Origin of the sequence: Volucribacter amazonae, assembly GCF_029783845.1 — a bacterium.
Taxonomy (GTDB): domain Bacteria; phylum Pseudomonadota; class Gammaproteobacteria; order Enterobacterales; family Pasteurellaceae; genus Volucribacter; species Volucribacter amazonae.
Genome location: NZ_LWID01000001.1, coordinates 601,318 through 626,695 on the forward strand (window position 1 = coordinate 601,318; position 25,378 = coordinate 626,695).

Below are 25,378 nucleotides of genomic sequence, written 5' to 3' on the forward strand. Positions count from 1 at the left end.
TTAATCTAAATGAGAATAATTTTGATAATTAAACGCTACTATAACACTTTTCTGCCCTATTTGTATAGAAAGGCACAAATATCACGTCCCACTTTATAGTCTTCTTTTAAAGTGGAACGATGCTAATTAAAAACACGCCAAATTTTAGCGTCCCAATAATATTGCTCCGCCTGTGCTTGGTAAAGTGGTGCTATATAATAAGCTGATAGCAAAAAACAAGAGGACAATACCTGCCATAAACTTAGCAAGAATAGTGAAATTTTGGCTAAATTTAGGGGAGAAATACCATTTTCCAACGCCAACAGCAAGACGGCGAGCGTATTGAAGCAATAAAGCAAAAGCCGATAGTGTTAGCCCTGTTCCTATTCCCATAGCAAGGGTTGCCGCAATCCCCCAACCATAAAGATCAAGCATATAAGCCAAAAACAACACAAAAATTGCCCCCCGTACAAGGACGCATACCAATACTGAGTATAATCAATGCCTGCGATTGCCAAGTCTCCGCTTGTTGTAATTGAGCAGAGGAAGGAATATGCTGATGCCCACAATCGCAGTTCATTGCTGTAAAAATTTTTGTATTATTGACCGCACTTTGTTGTATACCCAGTTGATGAAATTGTCCCTGTTTCATAGGTTTTAGCTGATAAATTTTTACCGACTGAAACGGCAGCCTCACTTGTTTTTGTTTTATTTTGAGCAACGCCTGCCAACACCAATAAAGTCCTAACAACAATAATAAGGTTAAGGCGATACGCTCAATCCATAATTGACTTAATTTAAAATAGGAAGAAGATAAATTAAGCACAACCACAACCAAGGACGTGATACCAATAGCCACAAGGGCTTGCACTAAGGAAGAAAGCAAGGTTAAACGCATAGCAATACGCATTTGAGTTTGCTGTAAAGCGAGGTAACTGGCAATAATAAATTTGCCATGCCCCGGTCCAAGGGCGTGAAAAACGCCATATAGGAAACTGATCGCAATAAGCCCTGTTCCTGCATTCAGGGGCTGTGCTTTAATTTGTTGCAAATAATTGGAAATAAGTTGATTAAAAAGTTTCTGCCCCTGTGCAATGTGATGCACAAGCCAAGGGGAAAAATAAATCAATCCTACTAAGCTCAAGGTAATTAATAACAAGACGAAAATCTGATTTATTTTTAATCGCATAATATCATCACTTTTTGAGCAAATTGTGCACCAAGGGTATCATCTTCATCACGCTGTGATTTATCTAAAGATTGTGCATAACGTTTTAATTGTTCATCAATATCTGGCTCAATAATGTCCCCTCGGCACTTTGAAGGCAGCCCTGAAAAATCTACCGCCGATTGAACAATATTCGGCTTATTGGGTAAATCATAATACATAAACACATAATAAGTTGGATCATAAGTGGTTAATTCAAAACGATTATTTTTTAATAACTGCGGTTTAGCAAGCAAGAAATCAAAATAATAAACAATTTGATGCCCATCAGCCCTCGCCCCATAATTTTGGGGTTTAGCCAAATATTTTATAGGTTGCTGATGCTTATCATAAAAATAACTAAAATAATGCTCTGCCACCACATTTTGCATAATTTCATCAGCAATCGCTTGTTTCTTTTGCGGATCATTTTTTGACAACGCCAAATCATATAACATTTCGGAGGAACTGGCTTCATCTAAAATCCATTGCATACGAAAGCCTATAAGATGATCTTGCTCAATCAATAACTTATTTTTCATTTCCACAAAAGCGTGAGGGTGTGCAAGCGTTGGTAAACAAAAGCAATAATACAAAATAAATCCCAAAATCCAACCGCACTTTTTCATTTTCCTTGTTCCCCTATGAATAAAAAAACCTATGCTAACAAAACAATTAACTAAATCAACTTGAAAATCTCACGTTCTCCCCAACAGCGTTTATTATTTAAACTGTACAAATTTATAGCAAATTTTTATCTAAAAACGTAAAATTGAGTAAAATTCAAGCAAATAAAACGGTTTTTTGTGATTTATATCAAATATTAATAATATCCCTCTTTTCTCTTAGGCACAGTTTCTATATTATTCTCTCCGCTAAGTGAAAACTTGGTAATTCATAAAGTTCCTAAATAAAATAATTAAAATAGCTAAACTACTTTCCTTCCCTCCGACTCGGAGGGTTTTTTTTACTTATCAAACGTATAAAATTCAAGTAGAATTATGCCTTTCTCAATAAAATGCCTTTGGAAAAATTTTTTATTTTTCCACCGCACTTTAGTCATTAATAGGACGGATTATGTCATCACAATTTGTATATACAATGCACCGAGTAGGCAAAGTCGTTCCGCCGAAACGTCATATTCTAAAAGATATTTCTTTAAGTTTTTTCCCTGGTGCTAAAATTGGTGTGCTAGGCTTAAATGGTGCAGGAAAATCTACCCTGTTACGCATTATGGCAGGGGTGGATAAAGAATTTGAAGGCGAGGCAAGACCTCAACCGGGCATTAAAATCGGCTATCTACCACAAGAACCCAAATTAGAACCGCAACAAACAGTACGTGAAGCGGTTGAAGAAGCGGTAGCTGAAGTGAAAAATGCCTTAACACGCTTAGATGAAGTCTATGCACTTTATGCCGATCCTGATGCTGATTTTGATAAATTAGCCGCTGAACAAGCCAAATTAGAAAGCATTATCCAAGCTCATGACGGACATAATTTACAAAATCAATTAGAGCGAGCAGCAGATGCATTACGTTTACCTGATTGGGACGCTAAAATTGAACATCTTTCAGGGGGGGAACGCCGTCGTGTCGCCCTTTGTCGTTTATTGCTAGAAAAACCTGATATGCTGTTATTGGACGAACCAACTAACCATTTAGACGCAGAATCAGTTGCTTGGTTAGAACGTTTCTTACACGACTACGAAGGAACAGTTGTAGCCATTACTCACGACCGCTATTTCCTTGATAATGTGGCTGGTTGGATCTTAGAGCTAGACCGTGGCGAGGGTATTCCTTGGCAGGGTAATTATTCCTCCTGGTTGGAACAAAAAGAAAAACGCTTAGCCCAAGAACAAGCCGCCGAATCTGCTCGTCAAAAATCCATTGAGAAAGAATTGGAATGGGTTCGCCAAAATCCAAAAGGTCGCCAAGCGAAAAGTAAAGCCCGTATGGCAAGATTTGAAGAACTCAATACTAATGAATACCAAAAACGCAATGAAACCAATGAATTATTTATTCCGCCCGGTCCAAGATTAGGCGATAAAGTCATTGAGGTTCAAAATTTAACAAAATCTTATGGCGATCGTACTTTAATTGATGATTTATCCTTCTCTATCCCCAAAGGGGCAATCGTTGGCATTATTGGGGCAAATGGTGCAGGTAAATCAACCTTATTCCGTATGTTAGCGGGCAATGAACAACCAGACTCAGGTTCTATTACCTTGGGCGAAACAGTGGTACTTGCCTCAGTGGATCAATTCCGTGATGCGATGGACAATAATAAAACCGTATGGGAAGAAGTCTCCAATGGACAAGATATTCTTAGCATTGGCAATTTTGAAATCCCAAGCCGAGCCTATGTAGGGCGCTTCAATTTCAAGGGCGTTGACCAACAAAAACGGGTAGGCGAACTTTCTGGTGGTGAGCGTGGACGTTTACATTTAGCCAAATTATTACAACGTGGCGGAAATGTCCTATTATTAGACGAACCAACCAATGACCTTGACGTAGAAACTTTGCGTGCCTTAGAAAACGCCATTTTAGAATTCCCGGGCTGTGCTATGGTTATTTCTCACGACCGCTGGTTCTTAGACCGCATCGCCACCCATATTTTAGATTACAGCGATGAAGGCAAAGTAACCTTCTATGAAGGTAATTTCTCGGACTATGAAGAATGGAAAAAGAAAACCTTTGGTGCTGACGCAACCCAACCCCATCGAATTAAATATAAACGGATTGCGAAGTAACTTGTTTACCTAAAAATCGACAAAAACCACTTTATCATTAAAGTGGTTTATTTTTATCAATAATTCCATATCCACCATTATACAAGGCGCGTACAAGTAGTACAGCGAGGCATACCAACGCTGTATCATTTTAAAGTGAAACAACTATATTAAAGAAAGTAGAATGGCTATACTTAAAATAACAAATAGCAACAATAAAAAAGATTAGTTGCTCAATATAGTCGTTTCAATTTAGAATAAGACAGAATGTGCCAACGCAGTATTATTTTAAAGTGGAACGATTATAAAACAAAAAATGCTATACTCATTCAAATCCCATTACTTTTATATTACCCAAACAGGAGAAAATAATGTTTTTTCTAGGTTTTATCTTAGGTGCAATGTCTGCAATAGTATTACAACAATTTTTAAAACAATATTCTATTGTCAAAAAAGAGGATAAATCAAATGATAAATAAAAAGCTGACCATTGGTTCTATCATATTAGCTGTTCTGTTACTTATCGTAGGCGTATTAACTAGCTTGTCCATTTATTCTGTTGATGCTGGAGAAACTGCCATTGTTACCCGCTATGGCGAAATTGTTGATACCAAAACATCAGGTTTAAATTGGAAATCACCAGTAGAAGATGTAACATTCTTTTCCACTCGAGAAGCAAAAATTGAATTTGGTGAATTTGACAAAAGAACAGGCGATGTTATCGCAGGATTATCCGCCTATACTTCCGACCGTCAAACCGCAACAGTGGCATTAACCTTAACTTATCAAATTACCAACCCAGAACAAGTCTATACTAAATATAAAACCACTGACAATATGTTAAATACCTTGGTTGCCCCTCGAGTAAGACAGCAACTTGAAATTGTCTTTAGTAAATATACTGCGATGACCGCCGTAGAACGAAGAGGCGAATTTGCTACCGCATTACGCAAAGAAATCTCGGATATTTTTAAAGGCTATCCATTAACAATTAACGATGTTCAATCCGTTTTTAATTTTTCAAAAGAATATGAGCGTATGATTGAGGATAGCGTAAATAAAGATGTTGCCGTAAGAAACCAAGAAAGACAAACACGTATCGCTCAAGAACAAGCCCGAGAAGCTCAAGTAAGAGCGGAATCGGAAGCGAAAATTAAAATCACACAAGCTGAAGCATTAGCAAAAGAAAAAACCTTGCAAGCTGATGCGGAAGCACACGCAATTCGAGTAAAAGGTGAAGCGGAGGCAGCCAGTGCAAGAGCATTAGCCGAAGCCTTATCCAAAAACCAAGATCTTGTTGCATTAAAAACCGCTGAAAAATGGAATGGCGTATTACCGACTTATATCCCTCAAGGGACAGTAATGCCATTTGTGCAATTACCCCAAAAATAAAAGGTAGCAACAATATTTACTAAGCAAATAAACTAATGGCTATACTTTACAAATAAGTATAGCCTTTTTAATGTGAAATAAGGTAGATAAACTTATTTTCTTCTCAATCTCTAATCGGTTAAAAACAACGCCGCTGCACCTCGCACGCCACCTGAATCGCCGTGTTTGGCTTTTTTAATTAACGGCACATTGGCACTACGCATTAAATGAGGGGGTAAGGCTTTGGGTAGTGCTTGATATAAATAATCAAAATTAGATAAGCCACCGCCTAGCACAATAACATTGGGATCAAGTGCGGTAATAATATTGCCTAAGGAAATTGCCGCTAACTCAATAAAAGTTTTCACAAAATCCACCGCACTTTGTTGCTCTTGGTAGAAATGTTGAATAATTTGTTTTGCCGATAAAGGCTCTCCGACTAAATCACGATACAACATTTCAAAACCACGCCCAGACAAATAGGTATCCAAACAAGCACGATTACCACAACCGCACTGATAAATTGGGGCTTTATCCCAGCCTAATAATTGCAAGGCGTGATAATTTAGCTGTAAATGCCCCAACTCCCCTGCCATACCTGTTTGCCCAGAATGAATTTTGCCATTAAAAACTAAACCGCCACCAAAGCCAGTGCCTAGGATCAAGCCTAACACAAAAGGATATTGCTGATTATCAGGATCCCAAGCCTCAGAAAGGGCAAAGCAATTTGCATCATTTTCTGCCCGTACTTCTCGCCCTAAGCGTTCTGCTAAATCTTTTAAGATAGGGCGATTATCCGCTGCACGAATATTGGTAATTTCAGCCAAGCCCGTTGTATGATTAACAAAGCCCGGAATACCTAGCCCCACCGAACCTTGGCAAGCAAATTGCCGATCCGCTTTCTTTACTAATTCCACAATCGCCGTTAGCCATTGTTCATAATCCTCTTTAGGTGTTTCAATACGTTCACTGTGTTGTTTTTCTAACTGTTGATTAAACACCGCTAATTCAATTTTTGTACCGCCAATATCTAAACCGTATAGCATAATCTCACCTCAAACTAAAAAACTTTTGTTATTTTAACCGCACTTTGTACAAATTACATTGTTTTTCGCCTTAATCTTAAACAGTTCGCTTGAACATTAACCCATAATTATGTTTCCAAACGTCCCTAGCTTGCGAAAAAAGCCGAAAAACCAAACGATACCAAAGAAAAGCACAAGAAAAATAACAAGAATAAATCACTAAGGTATATAATGACAAAATTTCTTTTATCATTTCACTGACTGAATTGTAAATAATTTAAAGGACATACAATGACAAAAATACAACGTGTTACTGAGGCGAATTTACCCACTGAATTTGGGCTTTTTCGCATTGTGGGCTTTGAGTTTCCAGATACCAAAAAAGAGCATATTGCTTTAGTTTATGGCGATATTAGTAATCCTGAGCAACCTGTCCTTGCTCGTATTCATTCAGAATGTTTAACGGGCGATACCCTATATAGCTTAAAATGTGATTGTGGTTTTCAGCTAGAAACCGCTTTACGGCAAATTAGTGAAGAAGGGCGTGGGGTGTTAATTTATCATCGAGAAGAAGGGCGTGGGATCGGAATTATCAATAAAATCCGAGCTTATGCTTTGCAAGATCAGGGAATGGATACCATTGAAGCAAATTTAGCCTTGGGCTTTGCCGCTGATGAGCGTAATTTTTCTGTTTGTGCTGATATTTTTGAACTATTGGGGGTAAAAGCGGTACGCTTGCTGACCAATAATCCTGAAAAAATTGAAACCATGAAACAAGCGGGCATTAATGTAGTAGAACGTGTGCCGTTAAATGTGGGGGAAAATCGTTACAATACCCAATATTTAGACACCAAAGCCAAAAAAATGGGGCATTTTATTGTGCATAATCAGCAACAACATTTATTAAATTGCCCTTATTGTCAGGAAGAAATTCCAGCAACTAAGGTGAAAGATAAATAGTCGTTTCAATTTATAGTCGTTCCACTTTAAAGAGGAACGACTATAATGACCTATTTTTAGCAGTACATTATATGTACTGCTAATTTTAATCAAACAACGCTTGCAACGCTTGTTCATGAGCCTCTATATTTTTCCGATGATAAGGCGAGAGTTTCTCAATAAAATCATTAGCTTGATCTTTATAAACTTGTAAATGTCTATCATGATTTTCTAAGGCATCTAACAATATATTTGCCCCTTGCAAAGCATCAAAACGTGGATAATAATAACCTAAAGACAATAAATTAGAATTATGAATTAATGGATAACCACCGTAAAGGGTTTCATAATAGATATAATTCAAGGCATTTTCCCATTGATGAGAAACCACCACATCAGCGTAGCGTGCCATAAAATCAGGGAATTGATAACGCCCCTCCACTGTTAAAACGCCATCTTTCACTAAATCCGTACGACCGATAAAATTATGAAAAGCTGGGTGTTTTCGCTTCTTATAGGTACAACAAGCATAAACATGTTTAATTGCTTGTGGATTTTGTCGATATGCTTGCTCACATAATAAAATGGAAGTATGACTAGTTTTAGTTACAGAAATATTTGGCTCAAACATTGCAATACGTTTTGCTTGGTTAGAAGGTTGATAACCAAAATGCAAATCAAGTCCATTAATTCGTTTGATTACCTTATCAATAAATAATGGCGACCAAATATGAGGCAATACAAAAAATGGAGCTCTTAACATAATACTATAATAAGAACGACAATTCTCGGCATATTGAGGAATCGTCCAAACTGCATCAAATTGCGCCCCTGTAAACGTACGTACTTCTGGGTGATCAAAAACAAAACGTTCAATATCCATGATAAAATCATTTCCCACTCGCATACTGACTGTTTTTGCCCCACGTTGGCGAACTTTATCTGTAATATCAGGGGTTAATGACAATCCCATTTCAATTAATACATCAACTTCTTCTGCGGCTTGTTCAAGAGGAATAAATTCCAAATCCACATCATCTAACATCAAGCCTTCTGGTGGCTCTGTACGGTTTCCACCAAAAGCTAAGCTCACACGATCAACCGATCCCATTTGCTGAAATAATTGGTACATAAAAATAATATGTTGTACCGCTCCATTTGACCAAATATCGGTAAATGAATCATCTAAATAAAAACTAATGCCAATATGCAATCCTGAACGCATAATAATATCCTCTCATTCCTCATTATAGTCGTTTCAATTTAAAATAACACAAGGCGGTACACTAAGACAGTACAAAAAGTACGACAAGGCGAATGCTATATTATTTTAAAATGGAACGACTATACAAAAAAACAATCACTTATTCTACTTTATTTCCATTGAAATTAGTAAAAAATCACAAATAAATAACAAAAATCCTCTAACAACTGTAAAGTTTCAGCTAATCAAGTCAGCTTTATCAGGGTAAAATAATTAAATAAATAATGCTTGCAATGCTTGTTCATGAGCCTCTATATTTTTCCGATGATAAGGTGAAAGTTTCTCAATAAGATCATTAGCTTGTTCTCTATAAATAGATAAATACTTATCATGATTTTCTAAGGCATTTAACAAGATATTCGCCCCTTGTAAAGCATCAAAACTCGGATAATAATAACCAACAGGTAATAACTCAGAATTATGAATTAATGGATAGCCACCATAAAGGGTTTCATAATAAACATAATTCAACGCATTCTCCCATTGATGAGCAACCACAACATCAGTAAAACGAGCCATAAAATCAGGTAATTGATAACGCCCTTCTACCGTTAAAACACCCTCTTTCACTAAATCAGTTCGTCCAATAAAATTATGAAAAGCTGGATATTGTCTTTTTTCATAAGTACAACAAGCATAAACATGTTTAATTGCTTGTGGATTTTGCCGATATGCTTGCTCACATAATAAAATAGGAGTATGGCTCGTTTTCATTACAGTAATATTCGGTTCAAAAATGGAAATACGTGCGCCATCACGAAAAGATTGATAACCAAACTTTATACCAAGCCCATTAATACGTTTAATTACTTTATCTACAAATAAGGGAGACCAAATTTGAGGCAACACAAAAAACGGTGCTCTTAACATAATACTAAAATAAGAACGACAACTCTCCGCATGCTGTGGAATTGTCCAAACGGCATCAAATTGTGCACCATTAAATGTACGAACCGCAGGCTGATCAAAAACAAAACGCTCAATATCCATAATAAAATCATTCCCCACACGCATACTGACTGTTTTTGCTCCACGCTGTCGCATTTTATCCGTAATAGCTGGCGATAATGACAATCCCATCTCAATCAAGACATCAACCTCTTCTACCGCTTGCTCCAGCGGAATAAACGCCAAATCTACATCATCTAACATCAAACCAGCTGGTGGTTCAGTACGATTTCCATCAAAAGCTAAACTGACACGATCAACAGAACCCATTTGTTGAAATAATTGATACATAAAAATCGTATTTTGTACCGCACCATTTGCCCAAATATCAGTAAATGAATCGTCTAAGTAAAAACTAATACCTATATGCAAACCTGAACGCATAGATTTTCCTTTTTTATAACCGTTTCCATTTAAAATAAAAACTTCACCTATAATAAGGTGAAGTTTTGCCTAGATAATTACTAATTAAGATTTAAATTAAAGAACTACCATTGATAACCAACACCAGCCCCTACGGTATAATCGCCTTGTGTTGTTGCACCTGCATTCAATTTAATAATTACTTTATTATTATCACTTGCACGAGAATAACCCACTGCAACAGCACTCTGACCGCTGTAATGACCTACACCAACCCCTAGCATACTTGCACCCGGCATAGTTACTTGAGGAATATTGGCCACTGCAACAGCACCTGCCACACCCGCTTTCAACTTACGGTTTACACGATCGATCTTACTATTTAATTTTGTTTCAGATTCAGAGATCATGGACTTCACTTGACCAAGATTAGTTGCATCAGTGTCATTTACTGCTGCGGCAACATTCGTAATCCGACGCTCATTGCCTGCACTACCCACTGAAACCGTATTTTCTTCATTAGCAACAGAACCTGCACCAATCGCCACAGAATTATTGGCACTTGCAGTGGCATTTGCACCTACTGCCGTAGCATTTGCCGCTGAAGCTGTTGCATTCGCACCTGTTGCCGTAGCGTTAGACGATGAAGCCACTGAGTTAGCCCCCGTTGCCGTTGCATCTTCCGCTGAGGCTGTCGCATTTGCACCAGTCGCTGTCGCATTCGCAGCCGAAGCAGTAGCATTTGCACCTGTTGCGGTGGTATTTTCCGCTGTAGCGTTAGCTTGATAACCAAAAGCTGAAGCATTCGTTGCATTAGCAGTTGCATTTACGCCATATTGAGTAGTGGTATCATCATCGTCTGCCGCAATTCCCGAATTGTTAATGATCGTAGAAACTTCTGCAACAGTAGATACCGCAGAACTTGCTGCACTACTTGCCTCTGTCGCAGAACTTGCTGCTGAACTTGCTGCACTACTTGCTTCTGAGGCAGAGCTTGAGGCTGAACTTGCCGAGCTACTTGCTTCTGTGGCAGAGCTTGAGGCTGAACTTGCCGAGCTGCTTGCTTCTGAGGCAGAGCTTGAGGCTGAGCTGGCTGAACTACTTGCTTCTGCTGCTGAGCTTGAGGCTGAACTTGCCGAGCTACTTGCTTCTGTGGCTGAGCTTGAGGCTGAGCTGGCTGAGCTACTTGCTTCTGAGGCAGAGCTTGAGGCTGAGCTGGCTGAACTACTTGCTTCTGCTGCTGAGCTTGAGGCTGAGCTGGCTGAGCTACTTGCTTCTGTGGCAGAGCTTGAGGCTGAGCTGGCTGAGCTACTTGCTTCTGCTGCTGAGCTTGAGGCTGAGCTGGCTGAGCTACTTGCTTCTGTGGCTGAGCTTGAGGCTGAACTTGCTGAGCTACTTGCTTCTGCTGCTGAGCTTGAGGCTGAGCTGGCTGAGCTACTTGCTTCTGTGGCAGAGCTTGACGCAGAGCTTGCTGAACTACTTGCTTCTGAGGCAGAGCTTGACGCAGAGCTTGCTGAACTACTTGCTTCTGAGGCAGAGCTTGAGGCTGAGCTGGCTGAGCTACTTGCTTCTGAGGCAGAGCTTGAGGCTGAGCTGGCCGAACTACTTGCTTCTGTGGCAGAGCTTGAGGCTGAGCTGGCTGAGCTACTTGCTTCTGTGGCTGAGCTTGAGGCTGAGCTAGCTGAGCTACTTGCTTCTGTGGCTGAGCTTGACGCAGAGCTTGCTGAACTGCTGGCTTCTGAGGCAGAGCTTGAGGCTGAGCTGGCTGAGCTGCTTGCTTCTGTGGCAGAGCTTGAGGCTGAACTTGCTGAGCTACTTGCTTCTGTGGCTGAGCTTGACGCAGAGCTTGCTGAGCTGCTTGCTTCTGAGGCTGAGCTTGACGCAGAGCTTGCTGAGCTGCTTGCTTCTGTAGCAGAGCTTGAGGCTGAGCTGGCTGAGCTGCTTGCTTCTGTGGCAGAGCTTGAGGCTGAGCTGGCTGAGCTGCTTGCTTCTGCTGCTGAACTTGAAGCTGAGCTGGCTGAGCTACTTGCATTAGCTGCTGAGCTTGAAGCTGAACTCGCTGATGCATTTGCTGCATCTGCTGCAGTGCTTGCTAGTGTTGCCGAAATGCTAGCGAAAGAAGCAGAAGAACTTGCATTAGTTGCAGAGCTTGCCGCTTCTGTTGCGGAACTTGCTGCACTGCTAGCTGAAGAGCTTGCACTAGATGCTGAACTTGCCGCATTACTTGCAGAACTGCTCGCCTCTACTGCTGAACTTGCCGCTTCACTAGCAGACGTACTTGCATTTGCCGCTGATGAGCTAGCTTGCTCCGCTGAACTGCTTGCGTTCGCTGCTGATGAACTGGCTTGCTCTGCTGAACTGCTTGCATTGGCTGCTGATGAGCTAGCTTGCTCTGCTGAACTGCTTGCGTTCGCTGCTGATGAGCTGGCTTGCTCTGCTGAACTGCTTGCATTGGCTGCTGATGAGCTGGCTTGCTCTGCTGAACTGCTTGCATTGGCTGCTGATGAGCTGGCTTGCTCTGCTGAACTGCTTGCATTGGCTGCTGATGAGCTGGCTTGCTCTGCTGAACTGCTTGCATTGGCTGCTGATGAGCTAGCTTGCTCTGCTGAACTGCTTGCATTCGCTGCTGATGAACTCGCACTACTTGCTGAACTACTTGCATTAGCCGCTGATGAGCTCGCACTGCTTGCTGAGCTGCTTGCATTAGTGGCAGCATTTGAGGCTTCTACTGCTGAGCTAGCCGCACTGCTCGCTGAACTACTTGCGTTCGCCGCTGATGAACTCGCACTGCTTGCTGAACTGCTTGCATTGGCTGCTGATGAGCTAGCTTGCTCTGCTGAACTACTTGCATTCGCTGCTGATGAACTCGCACTACTTGCTGAACTGCTTGCATTGGCTGCTGATGAGCTGGCTTGCTCTGCTGAACTACTTGCATTGGCTGCTGATGAGCTAGCTTGTTCCGCTGAACTGCTTGCGTTCGCTGCTGATGAGCTGGCTTGTTCCGCTGAACTGCTTGCGTTCGCTGCTGATGAGCTAGCTTGCTCTGCTGAACTACTTGCATTCGCTGCTGATGAACTCGCACTGCTTGCTGAGCTGCTTGCATTAGCCGCTGATGAGCTCGCACTACTTGCTGAACTACTTGCATTAGCTGCAGCATTTGAGGCTTCTACTGCTGAACTAGCCGCACTGCTCGCTGAACTACTTGCGTTCGCTGCTGATGAACTCGCACTACTTGCTGAACTGCTTGCATTAGCCGCTGATGAGCTCGCACTACTTGCTGAACTGCTTGCATTAGCTGCTGATGAACTCGCATTACTTGCTGAAGTACTTGCATTAGCGGCAGCATTTGAGGCTTCTACTGCTGAACTAGCCGCACTACTCGCTGAACTACTTGCATTAGCCGCTGATGAGCTAGCACTGCTTGCAGAAGTACTTGCACTGCTCGCTGAGGTGCTAGCACTACTTGCAGAAGTGCTTGCACTGCTAGCAGAAGTACTTGCTGATTCTGCTGATGTACTTGCATTTGCTGCTGAACTACTTGCGTTAGCCGCAGAAGTACTTGCCGCAGCCGCTGCGGTTGATGCTGTTGAGGCGGCTTCTTCAATTTTTGTTAAGTTTTCAGAAACCGTTGTTGAAGCGGCTTCCGCAATAGAAACAGCACTAGAGGCAGCCGAACTCGCCGCCGTAGCGGTGGATACGGCAGTAGAAATATTGCTTAAAGTAGATTCGGATAAACCATAAGTAATAGTACCATTTGCATCCGTTGAAACGGTTAAGCCATCGCTTGCAGCAAAGGTAATATTATTATTTTCAGATAAACTCCAAGTCTTCGCTGTACTTGTTGTTCCATCAGAATTAGCGACATTAAAGGTATAACTACGACTATTTAAAGCCGCCACTGCTGTACTTGCCGCATTAGCTGTACTATTTGCCGTATTTGCGGTGGTATTTGCGGTATTCGCTGTGGTATTCGCTGTATTTGCGGTAGTATTTGCAGTATTTGCAGTATTATTAGCGGTGGTTGCCGTTGATAATGCAGTGCTTGCCGTATTATTAGCTGTGGTTGCTGTTGATAATGCTGTACTTGCAGTACTATTAGCTGCTGTTGCTGTGGCTTGTGCGGCTGCAGCGACTGTACTTGCGGTATTTGCCGTTGTCTGTGCATTTGCAGCTGCCGTACTTGCGGTATTTGCCGTTGTTTGTGCATTTGACGCCGCTGTGCTTGCCGCATTTGCCGTTGTTTGTGCATTTGACGCTGCTGTGCTTGCCGCATTTGCGGTAGAATTTGCCGTTGAGGCTGTGGCATTTACTGCATCAATGGCTTGATAAGCGGCATATAATTGTGAGCCATTAATCGCATCTGTTGAGGTCGCTGAAACTTCGCCAGCTGAAACATACTTAATTTGACGGGTAGATGTGCTATTGCCCACAGAAACAACCCCTGAAGAAGTTGATCCTGCAAAATTATAAGTTGTACCTGCAAGTGTAACATTTGTTGTATTCGTTGTACTTACGCTTGTGGTTGTTGAATTTGATCCTAAAGCCACGCTATTGCTATCTGAAGCAGTAGCATTATAACCTAAAGCTAAACTATCAGCAGCTGAAGCGGTGGCATTAGCACCTAATACTGTTGCATTTGCTGCTAAAGCATTAGCCGCATAACCCACAGCTACACTATTACTGCTATTTGCATTTGCATTTGCCCCTAAAGCAGTTGCATTAGCACCTGAGGCATTAGAATAATTACCAACTGCCGTAGCATTATTGGCAGTTGCACTAGAACGATTACCCACTGCCACTGATCCTGTACCATTGGCAGAAGCTGTTCTACCAATAGCCACAGCCCCTTCCTTAGTAGCATTAGCTTCAATACCTAAAGCAATAGCACTCACATTAGTTGCATTTGAACTAGCACCAATCGCAATTGATGAATTTGCAGTCGCATTACTTGCTCGACCGATAGCAATGGCATTTACACCATTCGCAACCGAATTAGAAATAGCAATAGAACCATTACCTGTTGCTGTAGCATTTGCTAATGCAACAGAATAATCTCCTGAGGCAATACCTCCACCTTGAGCAAAAGAAGAATTACCCGTTGCATTAGAGTTTGATAACGCTGTTGCATTAGCACCTGTCGCATATCCCCAACCAACAGAAACAGCAGAGCTACCATTTGCTGCCCCACCACCGATTACCACCGCAGAAGCTCCATTAGCAGTACCAGCCGCACCAATGGCTACAGTATTCGCATTACCAGTAGCCGATGTAGTACCTGTCCCTACAACTAGACCTTGAGTGGAATTATAAATAACGGATACTCCACCACTAATATTATTATTCGTATTTCCTGTTACAGCATAAGCATTATTTGGAACCCAAACGGATAAGGCTAAACTTGTAACCGTACCTAAAGCACAAGCCGTTTTTTTCAATCTATCATTAATTCCTGCTAAAGAAAGAAAATCGCCCTCTTTCTCGCTCACGTCTTCACTGGAAGAACTGGATTTGCTATAACCTTTCGCTAACTCAGAAGCAACAATCCATTGTCCTAACGATGCATTCCATACGGTTTTAAAAATCTTATTCATATTGTTCACTCTAAACTAGTAAATTGCAGCGAAATAAAAAAAGAGCAACAAAGCTCCTTTACGCACAATTTAATTTACTCATCATATGTTTTAGTAAAACATTTTTTCTCACAATATTTCGATATTTATTGTGGAGTTTTACGCTATTAAATAAATTGTTACATCTGCTAAGCAATCATTTCTATTTTGCTGAAACGATGTAACAAATTGATGGCTATTTTATAGACCAATAGAAAAATGAAAATATTATTTACCCTTCTTTTACTTTTATACAAAATACTTATTACTTATATAAATGTAAATTACCCCCCCCCGAGTGTAAATTTACTTATAAGCTAAGAAAACAAATGAATAAAATAAATACAACAAGAAACAAAAATAACATAACCCATTGACTTACAAGAGAAAATAAAAACACAGAAAATAAAATTAAAATAACATTGATTCTTATTACTAAATCACATTACTTTAAAAAAGTATATAAACAAACAGATACAATAAAGGTTTTACTTAAACTAAAAGCTCAAACCTATTTTAACAATAAATTAAATCTATATTAACCTATTCTAATTGACTTATTTATACTTAAATATAATATATCCTATTTGTATAGTTATCCCAATTTAAATTGAAACGGCTATATTTTGGCGTTAAAGGGCGGTGGGTTTTGGGATTTTTTTGCTGTTCAGCGGAGAGAATACGGAAAACAGAGGACAGAATAATAGATACACTGATAAAATATAGTCGTTTCAATTTAAAATGAGACAAGGCGGTACGCCGAAGACAGTACAAGTAGTACGGCGAGGCGTACCAACGCCGTATCATTTTAAATTGAAACGACTATAATAACCTTTAAAAGTGCGGTTAGTTTTTATATTTTTTTACGATAGTTGCTCTGATTTCACTAACCGTTTCCGCTGTTCAGAGAACAGAATAATGGATAGGCAAATTAAGTGAATATTCAACAATAACACCAAAAAACAACATTTATTTCAAGGCATTTTCCCAGAATATATCCTTATACCAATCCTTTGGCATACCCATATTTTGTATTGAAACATTAGGGTATTTATCCATTAAATTTTTCAATCTTTTTGCCCAAGATGTATGTGGATTAATAGTATATAAAATAGTTTGTAAGGCGATTAAAACAGAATAAATTCGTGTTTTATAATTGATATTTAAATGAGGTTCAAATTTTAACCATTTTACCTCGTTAGACTGCGGTACTTTAGGGATAATTCACCTAATATTCTGCTTTGCCATTCAACAATCAAGTCATCAGTATTTTTTAGCAGATTTAACAAATTTTATGATTTACTCCATAAAAAAACTGCCAATTTGTGCATTTACATTGCTGTATAGAGGCATGGCAGGCGTGTTGGCTGAATTATATGATAAGGTAGAAAAAGAAAGCGAGTAGAAAGTATAACCGTTTCAATTTAAATAACACAAGGCGATACGGCAAGGCATACCAAGGCTGTATTATTTTAAAGTGGGGCGACTATAACGCCAATGTACCCATAAAAATAATAGGATACCCAGGCTAGCCGTTATTCCTCCAACCAAACCAATTTGTGCCAAGCCAAGATGCTGCATTACTTGATTACCCACTAACGCTCCAGCCCCTATGCCGATATTGTAAATGCCAGAATAAATAGACATTGCCACATCAGTGGCGTCTGGAGCAAGTTGTAATACCCTTACTTGTAAACTTAAACCAATCCCTGCAATACCAATGCCCCAAATAAAAATCAAGATAAACATTGCAATATTGTGGTGGCTTAATGGCAATAACAGTAATAGCGAAGCAACCAATAAGCCTAATAACAACAATAAGAATTTATTAGGACTAAAACGGTAACAACGGTTAAAAATAAGGCTGGCGGTAATGCCTGATAAACCAAACACCAATAATAAAGAGGTTGCCATTGTGCCTGACATTTGGCTAATGTTAAGAACAAAGGGTTCAATATAACTATATGCGGTAAAATGGGCGGTAACAATAATAATGGTCAGTAAATATAATCCCACCAAGAGCGGACGTTTAAATAATAGGGGAATACTGCGGACTGACCCCACATTTTTGCTCGGCAAGCTCGGTAACAAGCGAATCATCACCAACATAATCAACAATGCCGATATACCAATTAACGCAAAGGTCATTCGCCAACCAAACCATTGCCCTATAAGCCGTCCAAGGGGTAAACCTAATACTAAAGCTAATGCTGTGCCTAATGCCAATAAGGCAAGGGCTTGTGTCTTTTTATCTTTGGGCGCAACTCGTACCACTAAGGAAGCGGTAATTGACCAAAATAAGGCGTGTGCCAAAGCAACCCCAATACGCCCTAATAATAAAATCCAAAAGTTCCACGCTAAAACCGTAATAATATGCCCAACGATAAATAATAAAAAGATTTTGGTAAGTAAACGCCGCCGCTCTAATTTGGCGGTTGCCAACATAAAGGGTAAGGACATTAGCGATACTATCCAAGCATAAACCGTTATCATTAATCCTGTTTGCGATACAGGCATCGCAAATCCTTGGGCAATATCAGACAATAATGCCACAGGGATAAATTCTGTGGTATTAAAAATAAAGGCAGCACAAGCAAATGCAATCACACGATAATAGCCAATGCGTTGTGCTTGTTGTTTGGATAGCATAATATCTTCCCCAAAAATCACTAAACAGAGATATAGTCGTTTCAATTTAAAAGTGTAACGACTATAAAAAACAATAAAAAACCCCTTGCATAACAAGGGGTTGGATATTGAAAAAACGATTAACGTTTTGAGAATTGTGGACGACGACGCGCTTTGCGTAAACCCACTTTTTTACGTTCAACACGACGAGCATCACGAGTAACGAAGCCAGCTGCACGTAAAACAGGACGTAAAGTTTCATCGTATTCAATCAAAGCACGTGTAATACCATGACGGATTGCACCAGCTTGACCAGAAATACCACCACCTTTTACTGTAATGTAAAGGTCTAATTTATCAGTTAATTCAACCAATTCTAATGGTTGACGAACAACCATGCGTGAAGTTTCACGACCAAAATAAACATCTAACTCACGTTGGTTGATTACAATTTTACCACTGCCCGGTTTGATAAAGACACGAGCTGAAGAGCTTTTGCGGCGACCTGTGCCGTAGTTTTGATTCTCTGCCATTTTCTAAAACCTCGTGATTAAATATCTAAAACTTGTGGTTGTTGTGCTGCGTGGTTATGTTCAGAACCTGCATACACTTTTAATTTACGGAACATTGCACGACCTAATGGACCTTTTGGCAACATACCTTTAACCGCAATTTCAATCACAGCTTCAGGACGGCGAGCGATCATTTCTTTAAATGTCGCTTGTTTAATGCCACCTACATAGCCAGTGTGCCAGTAGTAAATTTTATCGCTTTGTTTGTTACCTGTTACAGCAACTTTATCCGCATTGATAACAATGATGTAATCACCTGTATCCACATGCGGCGTATATTCTGCTTTATGTTTACCACGAAGACGGCGAGCTAATTCAGTCGCTAAACGACCTAAAGTCTTACCTGTCGCATCAACTACATACCAGTCACGTTGTACAGTTTCTGGTTTTGCTACAAAAGTTTTCATTAATTTAATACCAAAATAAAAATTGATTACCCAGTGTTTAATATTAAACACGCCTCTAATCTAAATCAGCACCCCTTCAAGTGTGATTTGGATAAAATATACAAGGTGGGAAAACCTATGTATCACAGGGTCGCAGAATTATACACAAGTTTTAGCAGAAAAGCGAATTTTTTATATATTCTAATCCATTAAAATAGCGTGATAATGATTTTTGAGTAAAGTGCGGTGGATTTTGCGATTATTTTCTCCGCCTTTGCTAGCAGGTTTCGCCGTTCAGAATACAGTGAATTACAATAATTGGGTAAATGCTCGGAAATATTGGAAAAATAATCGCAAAACTGACCGCACTTCGCTCATTCAAACTAAGAATTAGCCTTTGTTTAGCTACGCAATCCTACTCCCCGACTAATTAAATAATAAGCCAAACTATATAACAGCAAAATAAAGAGGCTTAACACCATAATGGCATAAGCTGGTGCAACATCACTAATCCCGAGAAAACCATAACGAAAACCGTTAATCATATAAATAATAGGATTAAATTTAGATACCATTTGCCAAAATTCAGGTAATAGGGAAATAGAATAAAACACACCACCTAAATAGGTAAGGGGCGTTAAAACAAAGGTAGGAATAATGCTAATATCATCAAAAGAACGGGCAAACACCGCATTAATTAAGCCACCTAATGCAAACGTTGCGGTGGTCATCAATAAAGTTATGATAAGCATTGACCACGAATGAATGGTTAAATCCACAAAACATAATGCCACAAGGGTAACTAACACACTGATACATAATCCCCTTGCCATACCGCCTACCACATAACCTAAAATAATAATATGCGGTGAAACGGGGGAAATTAAAAGTTCTTCTACATTTTTCGCAAATTTAGTGCTGTAAAAAGATGATGCAACATTAGCAAATGAATTAGTTAATGAAGACATCATAATCAACCCTGGCACAATAAATTGCATATAACTAAATCCCCCCATTTCGCCGATACGGCTTCCAATAAGTTGACCGAAAATCACAAAATAGAGGGTCATGGTAATCACTGGTGGTACTAACGTTTGTACCCAAATTCGCATAAAACGGCGAATTTCTTTATGTAAAATGGTATTAAATGCGATCCAAGCTAATTTCATCTTATCTTTCCTCTGTGGACTTTGTTAATGCCATGGTTAAAAATAATTCCTCTAGGCGGTTGGCTTTATTTCGCATACTTAATACCTTGATGCCTTGTGCTGAAAATTGAGCAAATAAGCCATTTAATCCCTGCTCTCGCTTTACTTCCACTTCAATAGTATTGCTATCTAATTGTACAATGTTATAACCTTGAATTTGTGGTAACGGTGTTTTTTCTGCGAGATCCAAAATAAAGGTTTCACTTTCTAATTTGGCTAACAGGGCTTTCATTGAGGTATCTACTACAATTTCGCCATGCTGAATAATCCCGATATTACGGCATAACATTTCCGCTTCCTCAAGGTAATGCGTGGTTAAAATGATGGTCGTGCCATGCAAATTTAGCTCGCGCAAAAATGTCCACATTGTGCGACGTAATTCAATATCCACCCCAGCGGTAGGTTCATCTAAAATCAATAATTTGGGGTTATGCATTAAAGCTCGAGCAATCATTAAACGGCGTTTCATTCCGCCTGATAACCGCATGGCTTGTTGCTTACGCTTATCCCATAAATCTAATTTCTTTAGCCATTTTTCAGCACGCTGTAAAGCTTCCTCACGAGGAATACCATAATAACCCGCTTGATTAACCAAAATATCAATCACATTTTCAAATTGGTTAAAATTAAACTCTTGTGGAACAAGTCCGATATGTTTTTTGACATCAGCAAGGTTATGATCCAAATCATAACCGAATACCTTAACTTGCCCACTGGTTTTGTTGACCAAGGAACTGATAATACCGATTGTAGTGGATTTCCCTGCACCATTATGCCCCAATAAGGCATAAAAATCGCCTGCTTGGACACTAAGGTTAATCCCATGCAAGGCTTGGAAACCATTTTTATATTGTTTGGTTAATTGTTTAATTTCTAGTGCTTTCATGATCTATACGAAAATAGCGTTGTGATAATAAAAAATATTGCCTATACTTAATCGGCAAAAAATTATAGCAAACACAGGTAAAATATGAAAAAAATTGACGCATTATTTGAAAATAACTACCGTTGGGCGATGCAAATGAAAGAGGAAAATTCCGATTATTTTGAACGCCTTGCCAATAAACAAAAACCCAATTATTTATGGATTGGTTGTTCAGATAGTCGTGTTCCTGCGGAAAAACTCACTAATCTTGGTCCGGGCGAGTTATTTGTGCATCGCAATGTGGCTAATCAAGTAATTCATACGGATTTAAATTGTTTATCGGTAGTGCAATATGCCGTTGATGTACTCAATATTGAACATATTATTATTTGTGGGCATACCAATTGTGGCGGTATCCATGCTGCCATGGCAAATAAAGATTTAGGGCTAATCAATAACTGGTTATTACATATTCGTGATATTTGGTATAAACATAGCCACCTGCTAGGAAAAGTCCCCTCAGAATATCGTGCTGATGTATTAACAAAAATTAATGTGGCTGAACAAGTTTATAACCTTGGAAGTTCTTCAATTATTCAATCCGCTTGGCGTAATGGAAAAACCTTATCCTTGCATGGTTGGGTATATGATGTGAATGATGGTTTGTTAATGGATCAAGGAGTAAGTGCCACTAGTCGAGAAAGTTTGGAAATTTCCTATCGCAATACCATTGCGAAATTAATGACAGATATTACCGCACTTTATCTGCAGCCTAGCTAGTACTATAAATGAAATAGAAAAAATAATAACCCGCACACAAAACGTGCGGTTTTTTAAACTATTCTATAAAGAATTATTATTTCACATTCCTCTCAAAGAATACGTAAAAAGGGATACAATAATGCCATTGTTTATCCATTAAAGAAAGACAACGCATTATTCTTTGATACATTATCCTTTAATAAGATCCTCTTTTCTTAATTCCTTATATAGTCGTTTTAATTTGCAATAAAATAAGGTGGCACGCCACAGACAGCAAAATAGTAGGGTAAGGTGTGCCAACTCTGCACTACTTAAAAGAGGGACAACTATACATAAATTTTGTGAAATAAAACCACCTTACTTTGGTTAAGCAAGGTAGTTTTCAATGCCAATCTAAATAGAGTAATTTTACTTTATTTCTCTGCTTTTAGAATACCTGATGATCCTTCGGAATAATCTTTTGGTGGATTATCTTTGTGATTTGCTAGGGAGGTCTCAGGGGTAATTACCTCTAATTCCGTTTTCTCATCTTGAGCATTTTCTGGCAGTAGATTTGGGGTAAATAAGGCTTTATTTTCAGTTTCTGGCATTAAGGTCGCAGAGGTTTTGGCAAAATGTTGATAGAGCTTTTGATAATCTTGTGCAAAATTTTTTAATAGTTCAGCACTTTCAGCAAAATGCTTTTCTAGCTCTTGTTGTTGGGTCGCAACTTGATTTTTTAATTGTTTTAATTCCGTTTCAGTTTGTACCTGTTTTTTCACTGAACCTTTGGTAAAACGTAAGATCAAATAACCAAGAATGACACCAATGACTAAACCAATTAATGCCGTTTGCCACATTTCTGAAGTCCAACTTTGCATAAATTCACTCCTTTATTATTGTTAAATGGGTTGTTCAATTACCCATTAATCATATAGAGAAATCAAGTTTTTGTCTTGTATAATCTCAATATATTTTGCGTTATTTCACAAAAAATCATTATTTTCTCCATAATATTTATGCCGATAAGGTTGCAAGCAGATTTTGCATTGATTTTTCTATGCACATTGCTTATAATCCACGCCCTCAACAATAAATATTGTTGAGATAATTTGGGGAAATCGCTGGGTCGCCTGCGGTTTTTTATGAAAAAAGAGCCTAGCTCAATCGTTAAGAGAAAATTAACATGGCATTTAAATTTAACGCTGAAGTTCGTTCTACGCAAGGTAAGGGTGCGAGCCGCCGCCTGCGTCATAATGGTCAAATTCCTGCTATCGTATATGGTGGTAGTGAAGCACCAGTATCTATTATTTTAAATCACGATGATTTAAACAATGCACAAGTACATGATTCTTTTTATTCTGAAGTCATTACCTTAGTGATTGATGGTAAAGAAGTGGCGGTTAAAGTTCAAGCAATGCAACGCCACCCATTCAAACCAAAATTAGTGCATATTGACTTTAAACGTGTATAAAATCTTATCTTAGTAAAGATTGACACCAATCCTCGTGATTGGTGCTTTTTTATCAGAATATCAATGTTGACAGGGTAAATGATGACCACAAAAATAGCCTTAGGTATTGAATATAGCGGACAGCAATATTTTGGTTGGCAACGCCAGCAAAATGTTGATTCTGTACAAGCACGATTAGAACAAGCCTTGGGCTTGGTGGCAAATGAAAATATTCAGGTTTTTTGTGCTGGTAGGACGGATTCTGGTGTACATGCCACAGGGCAGGTAGTACATTTTGAAACCTCTGCAAATCGCCCTGAAAAGGCTTGGTGTTTTGGGGTTAATGCCCATTTACCTGATGATATTGCGGTAGTTTGGAGCAAGACGGTTAGCGAGGATTTTCATGCCCGTTTTAGTGCCACAGCACGCCGTTATCGTTATATCATCTATAATCATAAATTACGTTCAGCTATTTTGCCCCATGGGGTTACTCATTATCATCTTCCCCTTGATCATCATAAAATGCACCAAGCAGGACAATTTTTATTGGGCGAGCAAGATTTTTCTACCTTTCGTGCGGCACAATGTCAATCTAAGACACCTTGGCGAAATGTTCACCATCTTCAAGTTACTCGGCAAGGGCATTATGTTATTGTGGATATTCAAGCCAATGCCTTTGTGCATCATATGGTACGCAATATTGTAGGGAGTTTAATGGAGGTAGGCTGTGGTCATCGCCCAGTGGAATGGATTGCTGAAATTTTGGCGAAAAAAGACCGCACTTTAGCTGCCCCTACTGCAAAAGCTGCTGGTTTGTATTTAGTTCAAGTTAGTTATCCAAACCAATTTGCCTTGCCTCAAAAAGCCTTAGGACCGTTATTTTTGGCTGATAATTTATAGATTTAGAATAAGACAAGGCGCACTAACGCCGTATTTTAAAGTAGGGCGACTATAATAATTGGGTAATCTCTTGAATAGGAATAAGCCCTTCATATTTTGCGAGGATTTTCCCTTGTTGAATAATAAAAGAGGTTGGCGTGCCTATTACTTGGTAACGTTCCGCACTAATATTTAATTGGTCTTTGCCCACAGGGATTGTGAGTTGGTATTTTTGCACAGCTTGGGCGGTATTGGCTTTTTCACCATCAATATTAATTGCCAAGATTTGGAGCTTTTCAGGGTATTGTTGTTGTAATTTGCTAAATTGTTGTAACTCAGCTAAACAGACACCGCAACTTTCTGACCAAAAAGTGAGTAAGGTAATTGCTTGATGATTGGGTAAGTTAACAGGATTACCTGCTAAGTCAAAAGCCGCTAAAGTAGGGGCTTCTTCTCCGATTCTGGCGGTTTCTTCTTTGCAAGAAATAAGCAAAAAAACGACCGCACTTAATAATAAAATAGTTATGATTTGTTGTCGCATAATCAATTTCTCTCTTCTCGTAAAAAACGGCCATGCTGTAAATAAATCGTACGATTAGCTAATAAACTTAATTCTGGATTATGGGTAACCATAACGATAGTATGCCCTTGTTGATGAAGTTGAGTAAGTAAGGATAACACTTGTTTTTCATTATTTTCATCAAGATTCCCCGTAGGTTCATCAGCAAAGATCACTGGCGGACGATTAACTAAAGCTCGAGCAATACAAACTCGTTGCTGTTCCCCACCTGAAAGTTGGCTAGGTAAATGATTGATACGGTGGGATAACCCTACTTGTGCTAGCACTTGTTTTGCACTTTTTTCATCAGTTACGCTATGATAATGTTGAGCTAACATAATATTTTCTAGAGCGGTAAGATAAGGAATAAGATGAAATTGTTGAAAAATAAGCCCTATTTTTTCTGCTCGGAAACGCTGGCGTCCTTCTTCATTTAATTGTGCCATATTAATGCCATCAAAAAATATTTTTCCACTGCTTAAGGTATCCAATCCTGTCAGTAAATTCATTAAGGTAGTTTTACCTGAACCCGATGCCCCCATAATGGCAACAAATTCCCCTGTTAAAATATGGATATTAATGTCTTCTAATGCATTAATTGTTCCAAATGTTTTATAGAGGTGCTGAGTTTCAATAATTTTGTTATTTGTCATCT

General features: G+C 39.2%; 24 protein-coding genes and 1 pseudogene. 10 read left to right on the top strand and 15 right to left on the bottom strand.

Going from position 1 to position 25,378, the window contains the following annotated elements; translation table 11 throughout:
• Positions 1-144: 144 nt before the first annotated feature.
• Both zevB and A6A20_RS03115 read right to left on the bottom strand, forming a co-directional pair.
• Positions 145-1,168, bottom strand: a pseudogene (zevB, locus tag A6A20_RS03110) (zinc transporter permease subunit ZevB).
• Positions 1,159-1,815 (bottom strand): DUF1007 family protein, encoded by a 657-nt coding sequence (locus tag A6A20_RS03115; protein ID WP_279572101.1) that lies wholly within the window; start codon positions 1,813-1,815, stop codon positions 1,159-1,161. Before A6A20_RS03115 ends, zevB begins: the two are co-directional and overlap by 10 nt.
• 448 nt (positions 1,816-2,263) lie before the next feature.
• Here A6A20_RS03115 and ettA point away from each other — a divergent pair, with 448 nt between their 5' ends.
• On the top strand, positions 2,264-3,934 hold the full coding sequence (ettA, locus tag A6A20_RS03120; protein WP_279572102.1) for an energy-dependent translational throttle protein EttA: 1,671 nt from the start codon (positions 2,264-2,266) through the stop codon (positions 3,932-3,934).
• A 447-nt stretch (positions 3,935-4,381) separates the two neighbouring features.
• On the top strand, positions 4,382-5,305 hold the full coding sequence (locus tag A6A20_RS03125) for an SPFH domain-containing protein (RefSeq protein WP_279572103.1): 924 nt from the start codon (positions 4,382-4,384) through the stop codon (positions 5,303-5,305).
• Between the two features lie 110 nt (positions 5,306-5,415).
• On the opposite strand, the gene nagK is transcribed toward A6A20_RS03125, so the two are convergent.
• Positions 5,416-6,330, bottom strand: coding sequence for an N-acetylglucosamine kinase (nagK, locus tag A6A20_RS03130; RefSeq protein ID WP_279572104.1), 915 nt, complete (start codon positions 6,328-6,330; stop codon positions 5,416-5,418).
• A gap of 270 nt (positions 6,331-6,600) precedes the next feature.
• Between nagK and ribA the strand changes: the two genes are divergently transcribed.
• A complete protein-coding gene (gene ribA / locus A6A20_RS03135; protein WP_279572105.1) occupies positions 6,601-7,269 on the top strand; it encodes a GTP cyclohydrolase II in 669 nt (222 codons plus the stop codon).
• An 85-nt stretch (positions 7,270-7,354) separates the two neighbouring features.
• Here the strand turns inward: ribA and A6A20_RS03140 are convergent, their stop codons facing one another.
• The 3 genes from A6A20_RS03140 to A6A20_RS03150 all read right to left on the bottom strand — a co-directional run bounded on the left by A6A20_RS03140 (position 7,355) and on the right by A6A20_RS03150 (position 10,371).
• A complete protein-coding gene (locus tag A6A20_RS03140; RefSeq protein WP_279572106.1) occupies positions 7,355-8,473 on the bottom strand; it encodes a DUF2827 family protein in 1,119 nt (372 codons plus the stop codon).
• A 252-nt stretch (positions 8,474-8,725) separates the two neighbouring features.
• Complete coding sequence (locus A6A20_RS03145; protein WP_279572107.1) at positions 8,726-9,844, bottom strand: DUF2827 family protein; 1,119 nt, start codon at positions 9,842-9,844, stop codon at positions 8,726-8,728.
• A gap of 104 nt (positions 9,845-9,948) precedes the next feature.
• On the bottom strand, positions 9,949-10,371 hold the full coding sequence (locus A6A20_RS03150; protein ID WP_279572108.1) for a YadA family autotransporter adhesin: 423 nt from the start codon (positions 10,369-10,371) through the stop codon (positions 9,949-9,951).
• A 19-nt stretch (positions 10,372-10,390) separates the two neighbouring features.
• On the opposite strand from A6A20_RS03150, the gene A6A20_RS03155 reads away from it, so the two are divergent.
• The 4 genes from A6A20_RS03155 (at position 10,391) to A6A20_RS03170 (ending at position 14,875) form a co-directional block, all read left to right on the top strand.
• On the top strand, positions 10,391-10,609 hold the full coding sequence (locus A6A20_RS03155) for a hypothetical protein (RefSeq protein WP_279572109.1): 219 nt from the start codon (positions 10,391-10,393) through the stop codon (positions 10,607-10,609).
• A 96-nt stretch (positions 10,610-10,705) separates the two neighbouring features.
• Positions 10,706-13,564, top strand: a complete 2,859-nt coding sequence (locus A6A20_RS03160; protein ID WP_279572110.1) for a hypothetical protein — start codon at positions 10,706-10,708, stop codon at positions 13,562-13,564.
• Between the two features lie 222 nt (positions 13,565-13,786).
• Positions 13,787-14,149 carry a hypothetical protein gene (locus tag A6A20_RS03165; protein ID WP_279572111.1) on the top strand — a complete coding sequence of 121 codons (363 nt, stop codon included), beginning with the start codon at positions 13,787-13,789 and terminating at the stop codon, positions 14,147-14,149.
• Between the two features lie 438 nt (positions 14,150-14,587).
• Positions 14,588-14,875: a hypothetical protein gene (locus tag A6A20_RS03170; protein ID WP_279572112.1), complete on the top strand. Its 288-nt coding sequence runs from the start codon at positions 14,588-14,590 to the stop codon at positions 14,873-14,875.
• On the opposite strand, the gene A6A20_RS03175 is transcribed toward A6A20_RS03170, so the two are convergent.
• From A6A20_RS03175 to A6A20_RS03200, 6 genes are all read right to left on the bottom strand, one after another.
• A complete protein-coding gene (locus tag A6A20_RS03175) occupies positions 14,859-14,999 on the bottom strand; it encodes a hypothetical protein (protein WP_279572113.1) in 141 nt (46 codons plus the stop codon). The genes A6A20_RS03170 and A6A20_RS03175 overlap by 17 nt on opposite strands.
• A gap of 1,900 nt (positions 15,000-16,899) precedes the next feature.
• Positions 16,900-18,081, bottom strand: coding sequence for a sugar transporter (locus A6A20_RS03180; protein ID WP_279572114.1), 1,182 nt, complete (start codon positions 18,079-18,081; stop codon positions 16,900-16,902).
• A gap of 119 nt (positions 18,082-18,200) precedes the next feature.
• On the bottom strand, positions 18,201-18,593 hold the full coding sequence (rpsI, locus tag A6A20_RS03185) for a 30S ribosomal protein S9 (protein ID WP_279572115.1): 393 nt from the start codon (positions 18,591-18,593) through the stop codon (positions 18,201-18,203).
• 17 nt (positions 18,594-18,610) lie between these two features.
• The gene (gene rplM, locus A6A20_RS03190; protein ID WP_132689374.1) at positions 18,611-19,039 is read right to left on the bottom strand and encodes a 50S ribosomal protein L13; all 429 of its coding nucleotides are present in this window, start codon (positions 19,037-19,039) and stop codon (positions 18,611-18,613) included.
• Between the two features lie 380 nt (positions 19,040-19,419).
• Positions 19,420-20,187: an ABC transporter permease gene (locus A6A20_RS03195; RefSeq protein WP_279572116.1), complete on the bottom strand. Its 768-nt coding sequence runs from the start codon at positions 20,185-20,187 to the stop codon at positions 19,420-19,422.
• Position 20,188: 1 nt separating this feature from the next.
• Positions 20,189-21,112: an ABC transporter ATP-binding protein gene (locus A6A20_RS03200; RefSeq protein ID WP_279572117.1), complete on the bottom strand. Its 924-nt coding sequence runs from the start codon at positions 21,110-21,112 to the stop codon at positions 20,189-20,191.
• An 84-nt stretch (positions 21,113-21,196) separates the two neighbouring features.
• On the opposite strand from A6A20_RS03200, the gene can reads away from it, so the two are divergent.
• Complete coding sequence (can, locus tag A6A20_RS03205; protein ID WP_279572118.1) at positions 21,197-21,871, top strand: carbonate dehydratase; 675 nt, start codon at positions 21,197-21,199, stop codon at positions 21,869-21,871.
• 395 nt (positions 21,872-22,266) lie between these two features.
• Here can and A6A20_RS03210 read toward each other — a convergent pair whose 3' ends face one another.
• On the bottom strand, positions 22,267-22,713 hold the full coding sequence (locus tag A6A20_RS03210; RefSeq protein WP_279572119.1) for a Z-ring associated ZapG family protein: 447 nt from the start codon (positions 22,711-22,713) through the stop codon (positions 22,267-22,269).
• A gap of 305 nt (positions 22,714-23,018) precedes the next feature.
• Here A6A20_RS03210 and rplY point away from each other — a divergent pair, with 305 nt between their 5' ends.
• Positions 23,019-23,306, top strand: a complete 288-nt coding sequence (rplY, locus tag A6A20_RS03215) for a 50S ribosomal protein L25 (RefSeq protein WP_279572120.1) — start codon at positions 23,019-23,021, stop codon at positions 23,304-23,306.
• Between the two features lie 81 nt (positions 23,307-23,387).
• Positions 23,388-24,185, top strand: a complete 798-nt coding sequence (gene truA / locus A6A20_RS03220) for a tRNA pseudouridine(38-40) synthase TruA (RefSeq protein ID WP_279572121.1) — start codon at positions 23,388-23,390, stop codon at positions 24,183-24,185.
• 49 nt (positions 24,186-24,234) lie between these two features.
• On the opposite strand, the gene A6A20_RS03225 is transcribed toward truA, so the two are convergent.
• Both A6A20_RS03225 and A6A20_RS03230 read right to left on the bottom strand, forming a co-directional pair.
• The gene (locus tag A6A20_RS03225; protein WP_279572122.1) at positions 24,235-24,705 is read right to left on the bottom strand and encodes a TlpA family protein disulfide reductase; all 471 of its coding nucleotides are present in this window, start codon (positions 24,703-24,705) and stop codon (positions 24,235-24,237) included.
• Between the two features lie 2 nt (positions 24,706-24,707).
• Positions 24,708-25,376 (bottom strand): ABC transporter ATP-binding protein, encoded by a 669-nt coding sequence (locus A6A20_RS03230; RefSeq protein ID WP_279572123.1) that lies wholly within the window; start codon positions 25,374-25,376, stop codon positions 24,708-24,710.
• Positions 25,377-25,378 lie beyond the last annotated feature (2 nt).

Bases quoted from the DNA above. Each gene is read 5' to 3' on its own strand.
- A6A20_RS03180 (WP_279572114.1), bottom strand. From the start codon at position 18,081: ATGCTATCCAAACAACAAGCACAACGCATTGGCTATTATCGTGTGATT.
- A6A20_RS03230 (WP_279572123.1), bottom strand. From the start codon at position 25,376: ATGACAAATAACAAAATTATTGAAACTCAGCACCTCTATAAAACATTT.
- truA (WP_279572121.1), top strand. From the start codon at position 23,388: ATGACCACAAAAATAGCCTTAGGTATTGAATATAGCGGACAGCAATAT.
- A6A20_RS03115 (WP_279572101.1), bottom strand. From the start codon at position 1,815: ATGAAAAAGTGCGGTTGGATTTTGGGATTTATTTTGTATTATTGCTTT.
- ribA (WP_279572105.1), top strand. From the start codon at position 6,601: ATGACAAAAATACAACGTGTTACTGAGGCGAATTTACCCACTGAATTT.
- A6A20_RS03210 (WP_279572119.1), bottom strand. From the start codon at position 22,713: ATGCAAAGTTGGACTTCAGAAATGTGGCAAACGGCATTAATTGGTTTA.
- A6A20_RS03145 (WP_279572107.1), bottom strand. From the start codon at position 9,844: ATGCGTTCAGGTTTGCATATAGGTATTAGTTTTTACTTAGACGATTCA.
- A6A20_RS03200 (WP_279572117.1), bottom strand. From the start codon at position 21,112: ATGAAAGCACTAGAAATTAAACAATTAACCAAACAATATAAAAATGGT.
- nagK (WP_279572104.1), bottom strand. From the start codon at position 6,330: ATGCTATACGGTTTAGATATTGGCGGTACAAAAATTGAATTAGCGGTG.
- A6A20_RS03140 (WP_279572106.1), bottom strand. From the start codon at position 8,473: ATGCGTTCAGGATTGCATATTGGCATTAGTTTTTATTTAGATGATTCA.
- A6A20_RS03125 (WP_279572103.1), top strand. From the start codon at position 4,382: ATGATAAATAAAAAGCTGACCATTGGTTCTATCATATTAGCTGTTCTG.
- ettA (WP_279572102.1), top strand. From the start codon at position 2,264: ATGTCATCACAATTTGTATATACAATGCACCGAGTAGGCAAAGTCGTT.
- A6A20_RS03175 (WP_279572113.1), bottom strand. From the start codon at position 14,999: ATGGTAGCTCTGCTGTTTCTGTTGGTTGGGGATATGCGACAGGTGCTA.
- rplM (WP_132689374.1), bottom strand. From the start codon at position 19,039: ATGAAAACTTTTGTAGCAAAACCAGAAACTGTACAACGTGACTGGTAT.
- rpsI (WP_279572115.1), bottom strand. From the start codon at position 18,593: ATGGCAGAGAATCAAAACTACGGCACAGGTCGCCGCAAAAGCTCTTCA.
- rplY (WP_279572120.1), top strand. From the start codon at position 23,019: ATGGCATTTAAATTTAACGCTGAAGTTCGTTCTACGCAAGGTAAGGGT.
- A6A20_RS03225 (WP_279572122.1), bottom strand. From the start codon at position 24,705: ATGCGACAACAAATCATAACTATTTTATTATTAAGTGCGGTCGTTTTT.
- can (WP_279572118.1), top strand. From the start codon at position 21,197: ATGAAAAAAATTGACGCATTATTTGAAAATAACTACCGTTGGGCGATG.
- A6A20_RS03195 (WP_279572116.1), bottom strand. From the start codon at position 20,187: ATGAAATTAGCTTGGATCGCATTTAATACCATTTTACATAAAGAAATT.
- A6A20_RS03160 (WP_279572110.1), top strand. From the start codon at position 10,706: ATGATCGTAGAAACTTCTGCAACAGTAGATACCGCAGAACTTGCTGCA.